Genomic DNA, 14,643 nt, shown 5'->3' on the forward strand with positions numbered 1-14,643 from the left:
CATGGAAATCTATCAGATACGCGCTTTCGTCACGGTCGCGCGGCTGGGCAACCTGACCAAGGCGGCCGAGGCGCTGTCGCTGACCCAGCCCGCCGTCACCGCCCAGATCAAGGCGCTGGAACAAAGCCTGGGCGTGGCGCTGTTCGACCGCAGCGGCGGCCGGCTGGCGCTGGCCAAGGCCGGCGAAGTGCTACTGCCCACGGCGGAATCGCTGCTGGTGCTGGGCGCCCAGTTCAAGTCCGAGGCCCAGCAGCTGCAAGGCAGCCTGCACGGCGCGATCGAACTGGGCGTGCCCAGCGAGCGGCCCGACTTCCTGCGCCTGGGCGAACTGGCCTCGGCGGTCACCCAGCGCCTGCCGCTGGTCGAGCTCAAGACCCAGACCCTGCCCGCCGCCGCCCTGGCCGAGCAGGTCAGCACCGGCCGCCTGCCGGCCGCGCTGACCATCGCCGCCAACCCGCCGCGCGGCGTGCTGTGGCAGCCGCTGCGCAGCGTGCGCTACCGCATCGCCCTGCCCCAGGAACACGCCGCCGCCCTCAAGCGCGGCGGCTGGAAGGAAGTGGCGCAGCTGCCCTGGCTGGACGGCCCGGCCGGCAGCCACACCCACCTGCTGCTGCGCGACATGTTCGAACGCCACGGCCTGTCGCCGCGCGTCGTGATGCAGCACGACGACCAGGCCAACCTCGACACCCTGGTGCGCGCCGGCGCCGGCTGCGCGCTGCTGCGCGAGGAGAACGCCCTGGCCGGCGCGGCCTCCAGCGACTTCATCGTCTGGGGCCAGGCGCGGGTCGACGCGGTCCTGGCTTTCATCCTGCCGCACGAGCGCGCTAGCGAGCCCGCGCTGGTCGCGTTAAGCTCGATCATTCAAACCATCTGGAAACCGCGCACGCAGATCGCGCCGCCCCAGGTCCAGGCCTCATCCCCCGATCAATACCGTAATGACTGAAATCTGGTTCATCCGCCACGGCGAAACCGACTGGAACCGCCAGCGCCGCCTGCAAGGCTGGCAAGACATCCCCCTCAACGAATTCGGCCGCAACCAGGCCAGCCTGCTCGCCGCCCGCATGCGCGAGGAGGCCCGCCGCACCCCGATCCACGCCATCTACAGCAGCGACCTGCAGCGCGCCCACGCCACGGCGGCGCCCGTATCCGAACAGCTGGGCCTGCGCGTGCGCATCGAGCCCGGCATCCGCGAACGCGGCTTCGGCGTGCTCGAAGGCCTGGACCACGACCGCATCGACGTGCAGGCCCCCGAAGCGGCCGCCGCCTGGAAAAGCCGCGACCCGCTACGCCCGCTGGACGGCGGCGAAACCCTGGGCCAGTTCCAGTCCCGCGTCATCTCCACCGTCGACGACATCGCCAGCCGCCACGACGACGAACGCATCCTCATGTTCACCCACGGCGGCGTGCTCGACATCATCTGGCGCCACGCCAGCGGCGTGCCCCTGAACGCCCCGCGCGACGCCGCGCTGCTGAACGTCAGCATCAACCGCGTCGGCGTCGCCGGCCGCAAATGGCAGGTCCTGGACTGGGGCGACGTCGGTCACGTGACCGACGAGGTGGGCGACGACGTAGTGCCCTGAGGCGCCGTCAACGTGGCTGACGCGGCTTGCGCGGCGCATTGCGCGCCAGCCGGTCATATAGCGCATTGGGCAGCAGCCGCATCAGCTTGGCCACCACCCCCATTTGCCACGGAATCACGGTATAGGACGTGCCCCGGTCGATCGCCGCCCGCGCCCGCCGCGCAAACGCATCGGCCTCCATCAGAAACGGCATGGAATAGGGATTGTGGGCGGTCATGGCCGTCTTGATATAGCCGGGCGCGATCGTCACCACCCGGATGCCGTCGCCGGCCAGTTCCAGCCGCAGGCTCTCGCAGTAGGTCACCACCGCCGACTTCGACGCGCTATAGGCGCCGGCGCCCGGCAGTCCGCGCACGCCCGCCACGCTGGCGATACCCACCAGCCGGCCCGATCCGGCCTGGCGCATCGGCCCGATGAAGGGCTCGAAAGTCGCCACCGTGGCCAGCAGATTGGTGTCCACGATGGCCTTGAACACGTCGTAATCCTCGCCGTGCTCGGTCAGCGTGCCCGCGCTGATGCCCGCGCTGGCGATCATCACGTCCACCCGCCCCCGGCAGAACGCGATGAAATCCTGCGCCGCCGCGTGCAGCGCCTGGCGGTCGCGCACGTCCACCGCGTAACAGCGGTGCGCGCCCGGCAGGCTGGCGGCCAGCTCCTGCAACGCCGCTTCGCGCCGCCCGAGCAGCCCGAGCGTGGCGCCCGAGGCGGCATACTGTTGCGCCAGGGCGCGGCCCAGGCCGCTGCTTGCGCCCGTAATGAATACTGTGGTCATGGATAGGTTCGCCGCAGGATGGAAAAGCGGGGGCTGCCCGCCCCCGCATCCTACAGGAAGATCAGCGCCAGAATCGCCGCCACCAGCGCCCACTTGGACAGGTAGTACAGCGGCTTGCTGCGCTTTTTCAGCGCCTTGCCGAAGCGGCGCACCGCGTACACCGCGCCGAAGATCCGGTTGATCCCGCCGGTGGCGTCGCCCGCCTGGTTCGGCGCCGCGGCCGCGCGCAGCAGAAAGCCGCCCACCTTGCGGTTGATTGCCTGCGCCCAGCGGTAGCGCATCGGGCGCTCCACGTCGGCGAACAGGATGATGCGGTTCTGCTGGGTCTTGTTCTCGGCGTAGTGGATGAACGTCTCGTCGAACACCACCGCCTCGCCGTCGCGCCAGTAATACGGCTGGCCGTCGACGTTGATGTAGCAGTCGGGATCGTTCGGCGTGATCAGGCCCATGTGAAAGCGCAGCGAACCCGCGTAGGGATCGCGGTGGCGCGGCAACCGGCTGCCCGGCGGCAGCGACGCGAACATGGCGGCCTTGATGGAGGGGATGCCGGCCAGCAGTTGCGTGGTGACCGGGCACAGGGCCGAAGCCGAGGGATGGTCGGCGTCATACCACTTCAGGTAGAAACGCTTCCAGCCGCTTTTGAAGAAGGAATTGAAGCCGGCGTCGTTGTACTTGTCCGAGGCCTTGATATGGCCTTCGCCGAACAGTTCCAGCGCCTCGGCCCGGATGTCGTCGCAACGGTCCAGCAGGACCTTGAGTTCCGGAAACCGGTCCAGATCGATGTAGGGCTGGTTAGGTACGCTGGAGAACGCGTACATGAAACAGTTCAGCGGCGCGGTGAAGGTGGAGTGATCCAGCGCCTGCCGCGAGAACCTGTGTCTGACTCGGCCACGGTAATGCACTACCGTAGCGCAAACGATGAACACCGCCAGAATGAACCACTTCATCCTGCCTCCTACCGCTTCCGGACGCGGTTGCACGCGTCCGGAAGATCTTGCGTACTCGCTTACTTACCCGACAACGATGCGTGCAGCTCCTGCAACGGATAGACCTGCAGGCCCAGGCCCTGGCGCAGGTACTGCATGCCCTCGACCGCGGCGCGGGCGCCGGCGATCGTCGTGAAGAACGTAACACGCGCGGCCAGCGCCTGGGTACGGATGGTGCGCGAGTCGGCGATGGCGTTGCGGCGCTCTTCGACGGTGTTGATGACCAGCGAGATCTCGCCGTTCTTCACCATGTCGACGATGTGCGGACGGCCCTCGGTGACCTTGTTGACCACCTGCACCGGAATGCCGGCGGCCTCGATCTCGGTGGCGGTGCCGCGCGTGGCGACCAGCTTGAAGCCCAGCACGTGCAGGCCGCGCGCCACTTCCACGGCGGCCGGCTTGTCCTGGTTCTTCACGCTGATGAACACCGTGCCGGATTCCGGCAGGCGCACGCCCGCGGCCAGCTGCGACTTCACGAAGGCTTCGCCGAAGCTCGTGCCCACGCCCATCACTTCGCCAGTCGACTTCATTTCCGGGCCCAGGATGGTGTCCACGCCCGGGAACTTCACGAACGGGAACACGGCTTCCTTGACCGAGAAGTAAGGCGGCACGACTTCACGGGTGATGCCTTGCGCGGCCAGGGTCTGGCCGGCCATGGCGCGCGCGGCGATCTTGGCCAGCTGCAGGCCGGTGGCCTTGGACACGTAGGGCACCGTGCGCGAGGCGCGCGGGTTCACTTCCAGCACGTAGACGTCGCCGCCCTGGATCGCGAACTGCACGTTCATCAGGCCGCTGACGTTCAGCGCCTTGGCCATCATGCTGGTCTGGCGCTTGATCTCGGCGATCACGTCGGCCGACAGCGAGTACGGCGGCAGGCTGCAGGCGGAGTCGCCCGAGTGCACGCCGGCCTGTTCGATGTGCTCCATGACGCCGCCGATGAAAACGGTTTCGCCGTCGGCCAGGCAGTCCACGTCCACTTCGGTGGCGTTGTTCAGGAAGCGGTCCAGCAGCACCGGCGAGTCATTGCTGACCTTCACGGCCTCGCGCATGTAGCGTTCGAGGTCCTGCTGCTCGTGCACGATTTCCATGGCGCGCCCGCCCAGCACGTAGCTGGGACGCACGACCAGCGGATAGCCGATGTCGGCGGCGTGCGCCAGGGCCTCGGCTTCGGTGCGCGCGGTGCGGTTGGGCGGCTGGCGCAGGCCGAGCTTGTTCAGCAGCTTCTGGAAGCGCTCGCGGTCCTCGGCGATGTCGATGGATTCCGGGCTGGTGCCGATGATGGGCACGCCGTTGGCTTCCAGCGCGCGCGCCAGCTTCAGCGGGGTCTGGCCGCCGTACTGCACGATCATGCCGACCGGGTTTTCCTTGTGGACGATCTCCAGCACGTCCTCGAGCGTCAGCGGCTCGAAGTACAGGCGGTCGGAGGTGTCGTAGTCGGTGGACACGGTTTCCGGGTTGCAGTTGACCATGATGGTCTCGTACCCGTCGTCGCGCAGCGCCAGCGCGGCGTGCACGCAGCAGTAGTCGAACTCGATGCCCTGGCCGATGCGGTTCGGACCGCCGCCCAGCACCACGATCTTCTTGCGGTCGGTGGGCGCGGCTTCGCACTCTTCCTCGTACGTGGAGTACATGTAGGCGGTGCGGGTGGCGAACTCGGCGGCGCAGGTGTCGACGCGCTTGTAGACCGGGCGCACGTTCAGCTGGTGGCGCAGCTTGCGCACTTCGGATTCCACCGTGTCGAGCAGGAAGGCCAGGCGGCGGTCGGAGAAGCCGCGGCGCTTCAGTTCCCACAGCGTGGCGTAGTCCAGGTCGGACAGCGTCTTCTGTTCGAGCGCCAGCTCGATGTCGACGATTTCCTTGATCTGCGACAGGAACCACGGGTCGATGTGCGTGATGTTGTGCACTTCGTCCAGCGTGAAGCCCTGCGCGAAGGCGTCGCCCACGTACCAGATGCGTTCCGGACCGGGTTCGCCCAGCTCGACCTGCAGCTTTTCGCGGTCGGTGGTCTTCTGGTTCAGGCCGTCGACGCCCACTTCCAGGCCGCGCAGCGCCTTCTGGAACGATTCCTGGAAGGTGCGGCCGATGGCCATGACTTCGCCCACGGACTTCATCTGGGTGGTCAGGCGCGCGTCGGCGGTGGGGAATTTCTCGAACGCGAAACGCGGCACCTTGGTGACGACGTAGTCGATCGAGGGTTCGAACGAGGCCGGGGTGGCGCCGCCGGTGATTTCGTTCTTGAGCTCGTCCAGCGTGTAGCCCACGGCCAGGCGCGCGGCGACCTTGGCGATGGGGAAGCCCGTGGCCTTGGAGGCCAGCGCCGACGAACGCGACACGCGCGGGTTCATCTCGATGACGATCATGCGGCCGTTCTTGGGATTGACGGCGAACTGCACGTTCGAGCCGCCCGTATCCACGCCGATCTCGCGCAACACCGCGATCGATGCGTTACGCATGATCTGGTATTCCTTGTCGGTCAGCGTCTGGGCCGGGGCCACCGTGATCGAGTCGCCGGTGTGCACGCCCATGGGGTCCAGGTTCTCGATGGAGCAGACGATGATGCAGTTGTCCGCCTTGTCGCGGACCACTTCCATCTCGAATTCCTTCCAGCCCAGCAGCGACTCTTCGATCAGCAGCTCGCTGGTGGGCGAGGCTTCCAGGCCGCGGCGGCAGATGGTTTCGAATTCTTCGGCGTTGTAGGCGATGCCGCCGCCCGAGCCGCCCATCGTGAAGCTGGGGCGGATCACGGCCGGGAAGCCCGAGGTGCCGACTTCGGCCGCGATGCGGCGCTGCACTTCCCAGGCTTCTTCCATGCTGTGGGCCACGCCCGACTTGGCCGATTCCAGGCCGATGTCGGTCATGGCCTGCTTGAACTTCTGGCGGTCCTCGGCCTTCTCGATGGCGTGCTCGTTGGCGCCGATGAGTTCCACGTTGTGCTTGGCCAGCACGCCGTGGTGGGCCAGGTCCAGCGCGCAGTTCAGCGCGGTCTGGCCGCCCATGGTGGGCAGGAGCGCATCGGGCTTTTCACGCTCGATGATCTTCTCGACGGCCTGCCAGGTGATGGGCTCGATGTAGGTGACGTCGGCCGTTTCCGGGTCCGTCATGATCGTGGCCGGATTGCTGTTGACCAGGATGGTGCGGTAGCCCTCGGCCTTGAGCGCCTTGCACGCCTGCGCGCCGGAATAGTCGAATTCGCAGGCCTGCCCGATGATGATGGGGCCGGCGCCGATGATGAGTATGCTTTTTAGGTCTGTACGCTTGGGCATGATGCAATCTTTACTTTTGGCCGGACATCAGGCTGATGAACTTGTCGAACAGTTCGATGATGTCGTGCGGGCCGGGGCTGGCTTCGGGATGGCCCTGGAAGCAGAAGGCCGGACGGTCGGTGAGCTCGAAGCCCTGCAGCGTGCCGTCGAACAGCGAGACGTGCGTGGCTCGCGCGTTGGCCGGCAGGCTGGCGGCGTCGACCGCGAAGCCGTGGTTCTGGCTGGTGATGAACACGCGCTTGGAGGCCAGGTCCTGCACCGGATGGTTGGCGCCGTGGTGGCCGGTCTTCATCTTGAGCGTCTTGCCGCCCAGCGCCAGGCCCATGATCTGGTGGCCCAGGCAGATGCCGAACACCGGCAGCTTCTTGTCCAGGAAGGCGCGGGTGGCTTCGATGGCGTAGTCGCAGGGCTCGGGGTCGCCGGGGCCGTTGGACAGGAACACGCCGTCCGGATCGAGCTTGAAGACTTCCTCGGCGCTGGTCTGGGCCGGCACCAGCGTGATGCGGCAGCCGCGGTCGGCCAGCAGGCGCAGGATGTTGCTCTTGATGCCGAAGTCGTAGGCCACGACGTGGAACCTGGACTGGTCGGGCTTGGAGAAGCCCGCGCCCAGGCGCCAGGTGCCTTCGGTCCAGTCGGTGCTGTTCTTGATGGAGACGACGCGGGCCAGGTCCTGGCCGGTCATGCCGGCGAAGCCGCGGGCCAGTTCGACGGCGCGCTCGGCGTCGGTGCCGACGAAGATGCAGGCGCCCTGGGCGCCCTTGTCGCGCAGGATGCGGGTGAGCTTGCGGGTATCCACGCCGGAAATGGCGACGATGCCCTGCTCGGAGAGGTACTCAGGCAACGATTGCGTGGAACGGAAGTTCGACACGCGGGCGGGACAGTCGCGGACCACCAGGCCGGCGGCATAGACGCGGTTCGCTTCCACGTCCTCGGCGTTGACGCCGGTATTGCCGATGTGCGGATAGGTCAGCGTGACGATCTGGCCGCTGTAGCTGGGATCGGTGAGAATTTCCTGGTACCCGGTCATCGCGGTGTTGAACACCACTTCGGCAACGGTATGCCCAGGCGCACCGATCGACACGCCTCGAAAAATGGTACCGTCCGCCAGAGCCAGAATTGCAGGAGGGAAGCGGTTGATCCCCTCGGGAAAAAGTTGCGGCAGCACAGTAAACCCCGGTTTTAGAATCGATAATCAAACCTTCGAATTATACCTTGCGCGGCCGTTTTTCCTGGAGAACCGCGCCAAATAAGGCCGGGATAGGGATTTTGGGCCAGGCCATGGGACATACGGCCGGTTTTGCCCGCCCCGGCTCGGTGATACGCTTAGGACACCTTGAACCCTACCCAGCTGCGAGCCGTACCGCCCATGTCCAGTCAACTTGACGCCTTGCGCAACCACACCACCGTCGTCGCCGACACGGGGGACTTCGAAGCCATGAAGGCGCTGCGTCCCACCGACGCGACCACCAATCCGTCCCTTATTCTGAAGGCCGTCCAGCAGGACGCCTACCGCCCCCTGCTGGAGAAGACCGCGCGCGACCACCGCGGCGCCTCCACGGCCGAGCTCATGGACCGCCTGCTGGTGGCCTTCGGCCGCGCCATCCTGGACATCGTGCCGGGCCGCGTCTCGACCGAGGTCGACGCCCGCCTGTCCTTCGACACCCGCGCCACCATCGAACGCGCCCGCAGCCTGATCGCCCTGTACGAGGCCGCCGGCGTGCCGCGCGAGCGCGTGCTGATCAAGATCGCCTCGACCTGGGAAGGCATCCAGGCCGCCCGCGCGCTGCAATCCGAAGGGGTGCGCTGCAACCTGACGCTGCTGTTCTCGCTGCCCCAGGCCGTGGCCTGCGCCGACGCGCACGTGCAGCTCATTTCGCCCTTCGTCGGCCGCATCTACGACTGGCACAAGAAAGCCGCCGGCGCGGCCTGGGTGGAGGCGGACCATGCGGGCGGCAACGATCCCGGCGTGCAGTCGGTGACGCGCATCTACCACTACTACAAGCATTTCGGCATCGCCACCGAGATCATGGGCGCGAGCTTTCGCAACGTGGGCCAGATCCTGGCCCTGTCGGGCTGCGACCTGCTGACGATCAGCCCCGACCTGCTGACCAAGCTGGCCTCCACCGAGGGCGACGCCCCGCCCCAGCTGCGCGCCAGCGACGCCGCCGCCGGCATCGCCCGCATCGGCGCCGACGAGGTCACGTTCCGCACCCTGCTCAACGAGGACGCGATGGCCAGCGAAAAACTGTCCGAAGGCATCCGTTCGTTCGTGGCCGACGCGGTCAAGCTGGATGCGCTGATCGAGGGACAGCGGGGGTGATTGGCGGGTGATGGGTTTCGCGCGTTCGGCCGTCGTTTTCCTGGGACGATGGCGGCGCGCTACACCCATCCTACGGGTCGAGAGATCGCCGAACGCGCGCGCCCCATCGGACCGCCCCTACCGATGATCGTGCGAATGCACCTGCAGCGCTTCCAGGAAGCGCGACACCATGTTGTAGGCCGCCACCGTCGCGGTCAGTTCGACCATGAGCTTGTCGGTTCCCATCGCGGCGCGGGCGGCCTGGAATACCGGCTCGGGCACTTGCACGTTGCGCGTCATGGCGTCGGTATAGGCCAGCACCGCGCGTTCGCGCTCGCTGAACAGATCCGAGCCTTCCCAGGCGGGCAGCGCGTCCAGCTGGGCCTGCGACACGCCCTCTTTCAGGGCGATCGGGGCGTGCTGGTCGGCTTCGTAGGGCGCGCCGTTGATCGCCGCCACGCGCATGATGACCAGTTCGCGCAGATCGCCCGGCAAGGTGCTGAGCTGGCGGATGGAGGTCAGGTAATTGAGCCAGCCGCCGGCCACGGCGGGGCTGTGCAGCAGCATCTGGTACAGGTGCAGCACGCTGCCCCGTTCGGCGACGATGCGGTCGACCAGCGGCCGGGCTTCGGGATGGGTCAGGTCGGCATAAGGCAGGCGGGCCATGGCAACTCCGTATGGATGGGGACGGCGGATCAGATCTTCTCGGTTTCGCCGGAACGGGGCTGCCATTTCATCAGGCGCTTTTCGCCCGCGCCGACGATGCCGTCCAGGATCAGCGCGAAGGCCGTCAGCACGATGATGCCGGCGAACACGGTGTTCACGTCGAACGTGCCTTCGGCCTGCAGGATCAGGTAGCCCACGCCGCTGGCCGAGCCCAGGTATTCGCCCACCACGGCGCCCACGAAGGCCAGGCCCACGGAGGTGTGCAGGCTGGAGAACACCCAGCTGGTGGCCGAGGGCAGGTACACGTGGCGCAGCAGCTGGCGCTTGCGCGCGCCCAGCATGCGCGCGTTGTCCAGCAGCGTCGGGCTGACTTCGCGCACGCCCTGGTAGACGTTGAAGAAGACGATGAAGAACACCAGCGTCACCGCCAGCGCCACCTTGGACCAGATGCCCAGGCCGAACCACATGCCGAAGATGGGCGCCAGGATCACGCGCGGCATCGAGTTGGCGGCCGTGATGTACGGGTCCAGGATCGCGCTGGCCTGCGGCGACAGGCCCAGCCACAGGCCGAAGCCCAGGCCGGCGACCGTGCCGATGAAAAACGCCAGCACGGTTTCGGTGAGCGTCACGCCCAGGTGCGCGTAGATGTCCGCGTTGGTGACGAACCAGGCCCAGATGCGGCCCCACACCTTCAGCGGCTCGCCGAAGAAGAACGCCACCTTGGGATCGCGCGAGGCGAAATGCCACACCAGCAGGATCGCCACCAACAGCAGCAGCTGCCAGAAGCGCAGGCTGGCCGAACCGGGTTTGATCAAAGACTTCGACATGGCTCAGGCTCGCTTTTGTTGGGCATAGCCCTTGAGTACCTCTTCGCGCAGCACGCCCCAGATCGCGGCGTGCAGTTCCACGAAACGCGGATGGGTGCGCACTTCGGCCACGTCGCGCGGACGCGGCAGGTCGATGGCGAATTCGCCGATGGGATGGGTGCCCGGCCCGGCCGACAGCACCACCACGCGGTCGCTCATGGCGATGGCCTCGTCCAGGTCGTGCGTGATGAACAGCACGGCCTTGCGCTTGGCCATCCACAGGTCCAGCACCTCGTTTTCCATGAGCTGGCGGGTCTGGATGTCGAGCGCCGAGAACGGCTCGTCCATCAGGATGATGTCGGGGTCGCGGATCAGGGTCTGCGCCAGCATGGCGCGCTTGCGCATGCCGCCCGACATCTGGTGCGGATAGCGGCCCTCGAAGCCGCCCAGGCCGACCCGGCGCATCCATACGCGGCCCTGCTCCAGCGCCTCCTGGCGCGGCACGCCGGCGAATTCCAGCCCGGCCACCACGTTGTCCAGCGCGCTGCGCCAGGGCAGCAGCGCCTCGCCCTGGAACATGTAGCCGGCGCGTTCGTTGATGCCCTGCAGGGGCTGCCCGAACACCTTCACCTGCCCGGCCGACGGCGCCAGCAGGCCGGCGCCGACGTTGAGCAGGGTGGACTTGCCGCAGCCCGTGGGCCCCACCACGGATACGAACTCCCCGGGCGCGATCGCCAGGGAAGTGTCGGCCACGGCGGTGTAGCGCTGGCTGCGGTCGTCACGCGAGACAAAGGTGCAACTGATGTTGTCCAGCGACAGCGCGGCTTCAGCCATTGGGATACTTCTCGTTGGCGCGGCGCGCGAAGTCGTTGGTCCAGACCTTGGAGGCGTCGATCTTCGAGCCGTCGAAGTCCGGCTGGTAGGCGGCCAGCGCCTTGAGCGCGGTGGCCGCGCCGTCCTCGGGGATCATGCCGTCGGGCGACAGGCCTTCCATGCTCTTGCCGATGGCGGCCTTGTACACCGCCGGATCGCCCAGCAGATAGGTTTCGGGCACGACCTTGGCGATTTCTTCCGGGCCGGCCTTCTGGATCCACTTGTCGGCGCGCACCAGCGCGTTGGCCAGCGCCTGCGCGGTGTTGGGATTGGCGTCGAGGAAGGCCTGGGGCGCGTACAGGCAGCCCGCCGGCATGTTGCCGCCGAAGATGTCGCGCGTGTCCTTGAGGGTGCGCGTATCGACGATGACCTGGATGTCGCCGGGCATCTCCAGCATGGACACCACGGGGTCGGTGTTGGAGATGGCGTCGATCTGGCCGCTGCGCAGCGCGGTCACCGCGCCGGCGCCGGCGCCCACGCCGATGAAGGACACGTCGGAAGCCTTCAGGCCGTGCTTGGCCAGGAAGAAGCTGACCACCATGTTGGTCGAGGAGCCCGGCGCGGTCACGCCGATCTTCTTGCCCTTCAGGTCGGCCGCGCCCTTGTAGCCGGGCAGGTTCTTCTTGGACACGCCCACGCCTATCATCGGCGCGCGCCCTTGCAGCACGAAGGCGCGGTAGGCCTGGCCCTTGGACTGCATGGACAGCGTGTGCTCGAACGCGCCCGAGACGATGTCGGCGCTGCCGCCCACCACGGCCTGCAGGGCCTTGGAACCGCCCGCGAAGTCGGCGATGCTGACGTCCAGGCCTTCGTCCTTGAAATAGCCGCGGGCTTCCGCGATGGACAGCGGGAGGTAGTAGATCAGCGGTTTGCCGCCGACTGCGATCTGGACCTTGGTCTTTTCGAGCTTCTGCGCGCGCACGATGGCGGGCGCCATGCCCATGACGCCGGCGGCGCCGGCCATCTTGAGCAGATCACGGCGAGTGACTGACATTGCTTGTCTCCTGGTTGTCGGGTGTACCGATAGCGCCGGTCTGCGCCAGCTCGTCGATAGCCGCTGAATCATACCCCAGCGATTTCAGGACTTCCTCGGTATGTTCCCCTAATCTCGGCCCCACCCAGCGCGTGCCGCCCGGCGTTTCCGACAGCTTGGGCACCACCGCCGGCAGCTTGACCGGCGTGCCGTCGGCGAAGCGGTGCTGCTCTATCATGCCGCGCGCCAGGAACTGCGGATCGCCGAACATGTCGGCCACGCTGTAGATCTTGCCCACCGGCACGTCGGCGGCCTTCAGCACGCCCAGCGCCTCTTCGATGCCGCGGCCGTCGCACCATTGCTGGATGGCGCCGTCGATCTCCTCGACGCGCCTGGCGCGGCCGTCGTTGCGCACCAGGTCGGGGTCCGTGGCCAGGTCGTCGCGGCCGATGGCGCGCATCAGCCGATGGAAGATCGCGTCGCCGTTGCCGGCGATGACGATGTTCTGTCCGTCGCGCGTGGTGTAGGTGTTGGAGGGCACGATGCCGGGCAGCGCGCCGCCGGTGCGCTCGCGCACCACGCCGGCCACGTCGTACTCGGGCACCAGGCTCTCCATCATGTTGAACACGGCCTCGTACAGCGCCACGTCCACCATCTGCCCCTGCCCGGCCCGGCACTCGGCGCCCGTCTTGCCGTTCCAGCGCCCGCCGGTGGCGTCGCGGTGGCGCAGCGCCATCATCGCGCCGATCACGCCGTGCAGCGCGGCGATCGAATCGCCGATGGAAATGCCCACCCGCAGCGGCGGGCGGTCCGGGTGGCCCGACACGTAGCGCAGGCCGCCCATGGATTCGCCGATCGCGCCGAAGCCGGGCTGGTCCTTCATGGGGCCGGTCTGCCCGTAGCCGGACAGGCGCACCATGATGAGCGCCGGATTGGCCGCGCGCAGCTGTTCGTAGCCCAGCCCCCACTTCTCCAGCACGCCGGGCCGGTAGTTCTCGACCACCACGTCGGCCTCCAGCGCCAGGCGGCGGGCGATTTCCTGCGCGCGCGGGTCTTTCAGGTTGAGCGCGATCGAGCGCTTGTTGCGGGCCTGCACGGTCCACCACAGGGAATTGCCTTCGTGCAGGTGGCGCCAGCTGCGGATGGGATCGCCGCCGCCGCTGCCGTCGGGTCCGTGCGGCGTCTCGACCTTGATGACGTCGGCGCCGAATTCGCCGAAGATGCGCGCGGCGAACGGGCCGGCAATGAGCGTGCCGAGTTCCAGGACTTTCAGTCCGGTCAGCGCTGACATTGTTTGTCTCCTCGCGGAATTTTCCAGGCGGCCTTCGATGCGTTGCCGAAGGCTCGTGATTTGATGTTTGGTACGGCACCTTACCTCCCGCGATAGCGGGTAGGGAGTGGGTCCCACTCAGGTGGTCTTGCGTTCCATCAGGGCCCAGGCGATGGTGCCTGCATCTACATATTCCAGCTCGCTGCCCGCCGGCACGCCGCGCGCCAGCCTGGTCACGCGCAGGCCGCGTTCGCTCAGGGCCTCGCCCAGGAAGTGCGCGGTGGTCTCGCCCTCGGCGGTGAAGTTGGTGGCCAGGATGACCTCCTGCACCTCGCCGTCGGTGGCGCGCTGGATCACGCGGTCGAAATCCAGCTCGCGCGGGCCTATGCCTTCCAGCGGCGCCACCCGGCCCATCAGCACGTAGTACAGGCCGCGGTAGCCGTGGCTGGACTCGATCATGTTCTGGTCGGCCGGAGTTTCGACGATGCACAGCAGGCTGCGGTCGCGCTTGGGATTGCTGCAGGTGCCGCAGACCTCTTCTTCCGAAAAGCTGTTGCAGCGGGCGCAGTGCTTCAGGTCCCGCACCGCGCTGGCCAGCGCCCGGCCAAGCATATCCGCGCCTTGCGGATCATGCTGCAGCAGGTGATAGGCCATGCGCCTGGCGGAGCGCACGCCCACGCCGGGCAGGCGCCGCAGCGCCTCGATCAGCGACACCAGCGGTTCGGGTTCGGGCAGTAAAGGGTCCATCGGGGTCCATCGTGGTCCGTCGCGGCCGGGGCCGGAATCAGAACGGCAGCTTCATGCCCGGGGGCAGCGGCATGCCGGCGGTGACCGACGCCATTTTTTCCTGGGAAGTGGCCTCGGCCTTGCGCAGCGCGTCGTTGAACGCGGCGGCGACCAGGTCTTCCAGCATGTCCTTGTCGTCGCCCAGCAGCGACGGGTCGATGGCGACGCGCTTGACGTCGTGGCGGCAGGTCATGGTGACCTTGACCAGGCCGCCGCCGGAGGCGCCTTCGACCAGGATCTCGGCCAGCGCGTCCTGCGCCTTCTTCATGTTTTCCTGCATCTGCTGCGCCTGGCGCATCAGGCCGGCGAGTTGTCCTTTCATCATGATCGGTGCTTCCTTGAACTAGGGGAATGGGAGATTGCCGCCGC

Annotated in this window: 14 protein-coding genes; 3 read left to right on the forward strand and 11 right to left on the reverse strand. The window is 67.4% G+C overall.

Annotated elements, in window-relative coordinates; all coding sequences use genetic code 11:
- Window position 1: 1 nt before the first annotated feature.
- Together C1I89_RS15325 and C1I89_RS15330 are read left to right on the forward strand one after the other, a co-directional pair.
- Window positions 2-943 (forward strand): LysR family transcriptional regulator, encoded by a 942-nt coding sequence (locus C1I89_RS15325; RefSeq protein ID WP_102773575.1) that lies wholly within the window; start codon window positions 2-4, stop codon window positions 941-943.
- The gene (locus C1I89_RS15330) at window positions 936-1,580 is read left to right on the forward strand and encodes a histidine phosphatase family protein (protein WP_102773576.1); all 645 of its coding nucleotides are present in this window, start codon (window positions 936-938) and stop codon (window positions 1,578-1,580) included. Before C1I89_RS15325 ends, C1I89_RS15330 begins: the two co-directional genes overlap by 8 nt.
- A 7-nt stretch (window positions 1,581-1,587) precedes the next feature.
- Here the strand turns inward: C1I89_RS15330 and C1I89_RS15335 are convergent, their stop codons facing one another.
- From C1I89_RS15335 to carA, 4 genes are read right to left on the reverse strand one after another with little or no spacing between them, the layout of a single operon-like run.
- Window positions 1,588-2,352 carry an SDR family oxidoreductase gene (locus C1I89_RS15335; protein WP_102773577.1) on the reverse strand — a complete coding sequence of 255 codons (765 nt, stop codon included), beginning with the start codon at window positions 2,350-2,352 and terminating at the stop codon, window positions 1,588-1,590.
- 50 nt (window positions 2,353-2,402) lie between these two features.
- Complete coding sequence (gene lpxO, locus C1I89_RS15340) at window positions 2,403-3,299, reverse strand: lipid A hydroxylase LpxO (RefSeq protein ID WP_102773578.1); 897 nt, start codon at window positions 3,297-3,299, stop codon at window positions 2,403-2,405.
- 59 nt (window positions 3,300-3,358) lie between these two features.
- Window positions 3,359-6,601, reverse strand: coding sequence for a carbamoyl-phosphate synthase large subunit (carB, locus tag C1I89_RS15345; RefSeq protein ID WP_102773579.1), 3,243 nt, complete (start codon window positions 6,599-6,601; stop codon window positions 3,359-3,361).
- 10 nt (window positions 6,602-6,611) lie between these two features.
- Window positions 6,612-7,766, reverse strand: a complete 1,155-nt coding sequence (gene carA / locus C1I89_RS15350; RefSeq protein WP_168202160.1) for a glutamine-hydrolyzing carbamoyl-phosphate synthase small subunit — start codon at window positions 7,764-7,766, stop codon at window positions 6,612-6,614.
- A gap of 201 nt (window positions 7,767-7,967) precedes the next feature.
- Between carA and tal the strand changes: the two genes are divergently transcribed.
- Window positions 7,968-8,921 carry a transaldolase gene (gene tal / locus C1I89_RS15355; RefSeq protein ID WP_102773580.1) on the forward strand — a complete coding sequence of 318 codons (954 nt, stop codon included), beginning with the start codon at window positions 7,968-7,970 and terminating at the stop codon, window positions 8,919-8,921.
- A gap of 117 nt (window positions 8,922-9,038) precedes the next feature.
- Here the strand turns inward: tal and C1I89_RS15360 are convergent, their stop codons facing one another.
- The 7 genes from C1I89_RS15360 to C1I89_RS15390 all read right to left on the reverse strand — a co-directional run bounded on the left by C1I89_RS15360 (window position 9,039) and on the right by C1I89_RS15390 (window position 14,599).
- Window positions 9,039-9,566: a carboxymuconolactone decarboxylase family protein gene (locus tag C1I89_RS15360; RefSeq protein WP_102773581.1), complete on the reverse strand. Its 528-nt coding sequence runs from the start codon at window positions 9,564-9,566 to the stop codon at window positions 9,039-9,041.
- 29 nt (window positions 9,567-9,595) lie between these two features.
- A complete protein-coding gene (locus C1I89_RS15365) occupies window positions 9,596-10,393 on the reverse strand; it encodes an ABC transporter permease (RefSeq protein WP_102773582.1) in 798 nt (265 codons plus the stop codon).
- A gap of 3 nt (window positions 10,394-10,396) precedes the next feature.
- Entirely contained in the window at window positions 10,397-11,206 is an 810-nt protein-coding gene (locus tag C1I89_RS15370) for an ABC transporter ATP-binding protein (protein WP_102773583.1), read from the reverse strand.
- Entirely contained in the window at window positions 11,199-12,239 is a 1,041-nt protein-coding gene (locus C1I89_RS15375) for an ABC transporter substrate-binding protein (protein WP_102773584.1), read from the reverse strand. The genes C1I89_RS15370 and C1I89_RS15375 overlap by 8 nt, the downstream gene beginning before the upstream one ends.
- Window positions 12,220-13,509, reverse strand: coding sequence for a CaiB/BaiF CoA transferase family protein (locus C1I89_RS15380; RefSeq protein ID WP_102773585.1), 1,290 nt, complete (start codon window positions 13,507-13,509; stop codon window positions 12,220-12,222). Before C1I89_RS15380 ends, C1I89_RS15375 begins: the two co-directional genes overlap by 20 nt.
- Before the next feature lie 117 nt (window positions 13,510-13,626).
- Window positions 13,627-14,235 carry a recombination mediator RecR gene (recR, locus tag C1I89_RS15385; RefSeq protein WP_102773586.1) on the reverse strand — a complete coding sequence of 203 codons (609 nt, stop codon included), beginning with the start codon at window positions 14,233-14,235 and terminating at the stop codon, window positions 13,627-13,629.
- Between the two features lie 37 nt (window positions 14,236-14,272).
- Window positions 14,273-14,599 carry a YbaB/EbfC family nucleoid-associated protein gene (locus tag C1I89_RS15390; protein ID WP_102773587.1) on the reverse strand — a complete coding sequence of 109 codons (327 nt, stop codon included), beginning with the start codon at window positions 14,597-14,599 and terminating at the stop codon, window positions 14,273-14,275.
- Window positions 14,600-14,643 lie beyond the last annotated feature (44 nt).

The organism is Achromobacter pulmonis (assembly GCF_002885955.2).
GTDB lineage: Bacteria > Pseudomonadota > Gammaproteobacteria > Burkholderiales > Burkholderiaceae_B > Achromobacter > Achromobacter pulmonis_A.

Excerpts from the sequence above, each read along its gene's own strand:
- C1I89_RS15325 (WP_102773575.1), top strand. The coding sequence starts at position 2 with ATGGAAATCTATCAGATACGCGCTTTCGTCACGGTCGCGCGGCTGGGC.
- C1I89_RS15330 (WP_102773576.1), top strand. The coding sequence starts at position 936 with ATGACTGAAATCTGGTTCATCCGCCACGGCGAAACCGACTGGAACCGC.
- C1I89_RS15335 (WP_102773577.1), bottom strand. The coding sequence starts at position 2,352 with ATGACCACAGTATTCATTACGGGCGCAAGCAGCGGCCTGGGCCGCGCC.
- lpxO (WP_102773578.1), bottom strand. The coding sequence starts at position 3,299 with ATGAAGTGGTTCATTCTGGCGGTGTTCATCGTTTGCGCTACGGTAGTG.
- carB (WP_102773579.1), bottom strand. The coding sequence starts at position 6,601 with ATGCCCAAGCGTACAGACCTAAAAAGCATACTCATCATCGGCGCCGGC.
- tal (WP_102773580.1), top strand. The coding sequence starts at position 7,968 with ATGTCCAGTCAACTTGACGCCTTGCGCAACCACACCACCGTCGTCGCC.
- C1I89_RS15360 (WP_102773581.1), bottom strand. The coding sequence starts at position 9,566 with ATGGCCCGCCTGCCTTATGCCGACCTGACCCATCCCGAAGCCCGGCCG.
- C1I89_RS15365 (WP_102773582.1), bottom strand. The coding sequence starts at position 10,393 with ATGTCGAAGTCTTTGATCAAACCCGGTTCGGCCAGCCTGCGCTTCTGG.
- C1I89_RS15370 (WP_102773583.1), bottom strand. The coding sequence starts at position 11,206 with ATGGCTGAAGCCGCGCTGTCGCTGGACAACATCAGTTGCACCTTTGTC.
- C1I89_RS15375 (WP_102773584.1), bottom strand. The coding sequence starts at position 12,239 with ATGTCAGTCACTCGCCGTGATCTGCTCAAGATGGCCGGCGCCGCCGGC.
- C1I89_RS15380 (WP_102773585.1), bottom strand. The coding sequence starts at position 13,509 with ATGTCAGCGCTGACCGGACTGAAAGTCCTGGAACTCGGCACGCTCATT.
- recR (WP_102773586.1), bottom strand. The coding sequence starts at position 14,235 with ATGGACCCTTTACTGCCCGAACCCGAACCGCTGGTGTCGCTGATCGAG.
- C1I89_RS15390 (WP_102773587.1), bottom strand. The coding sequence starts at position 14,599 with ATGATGAAAGGACAACTCGCCGGCCTGATGCGCCAGGCGCAGCAGATG.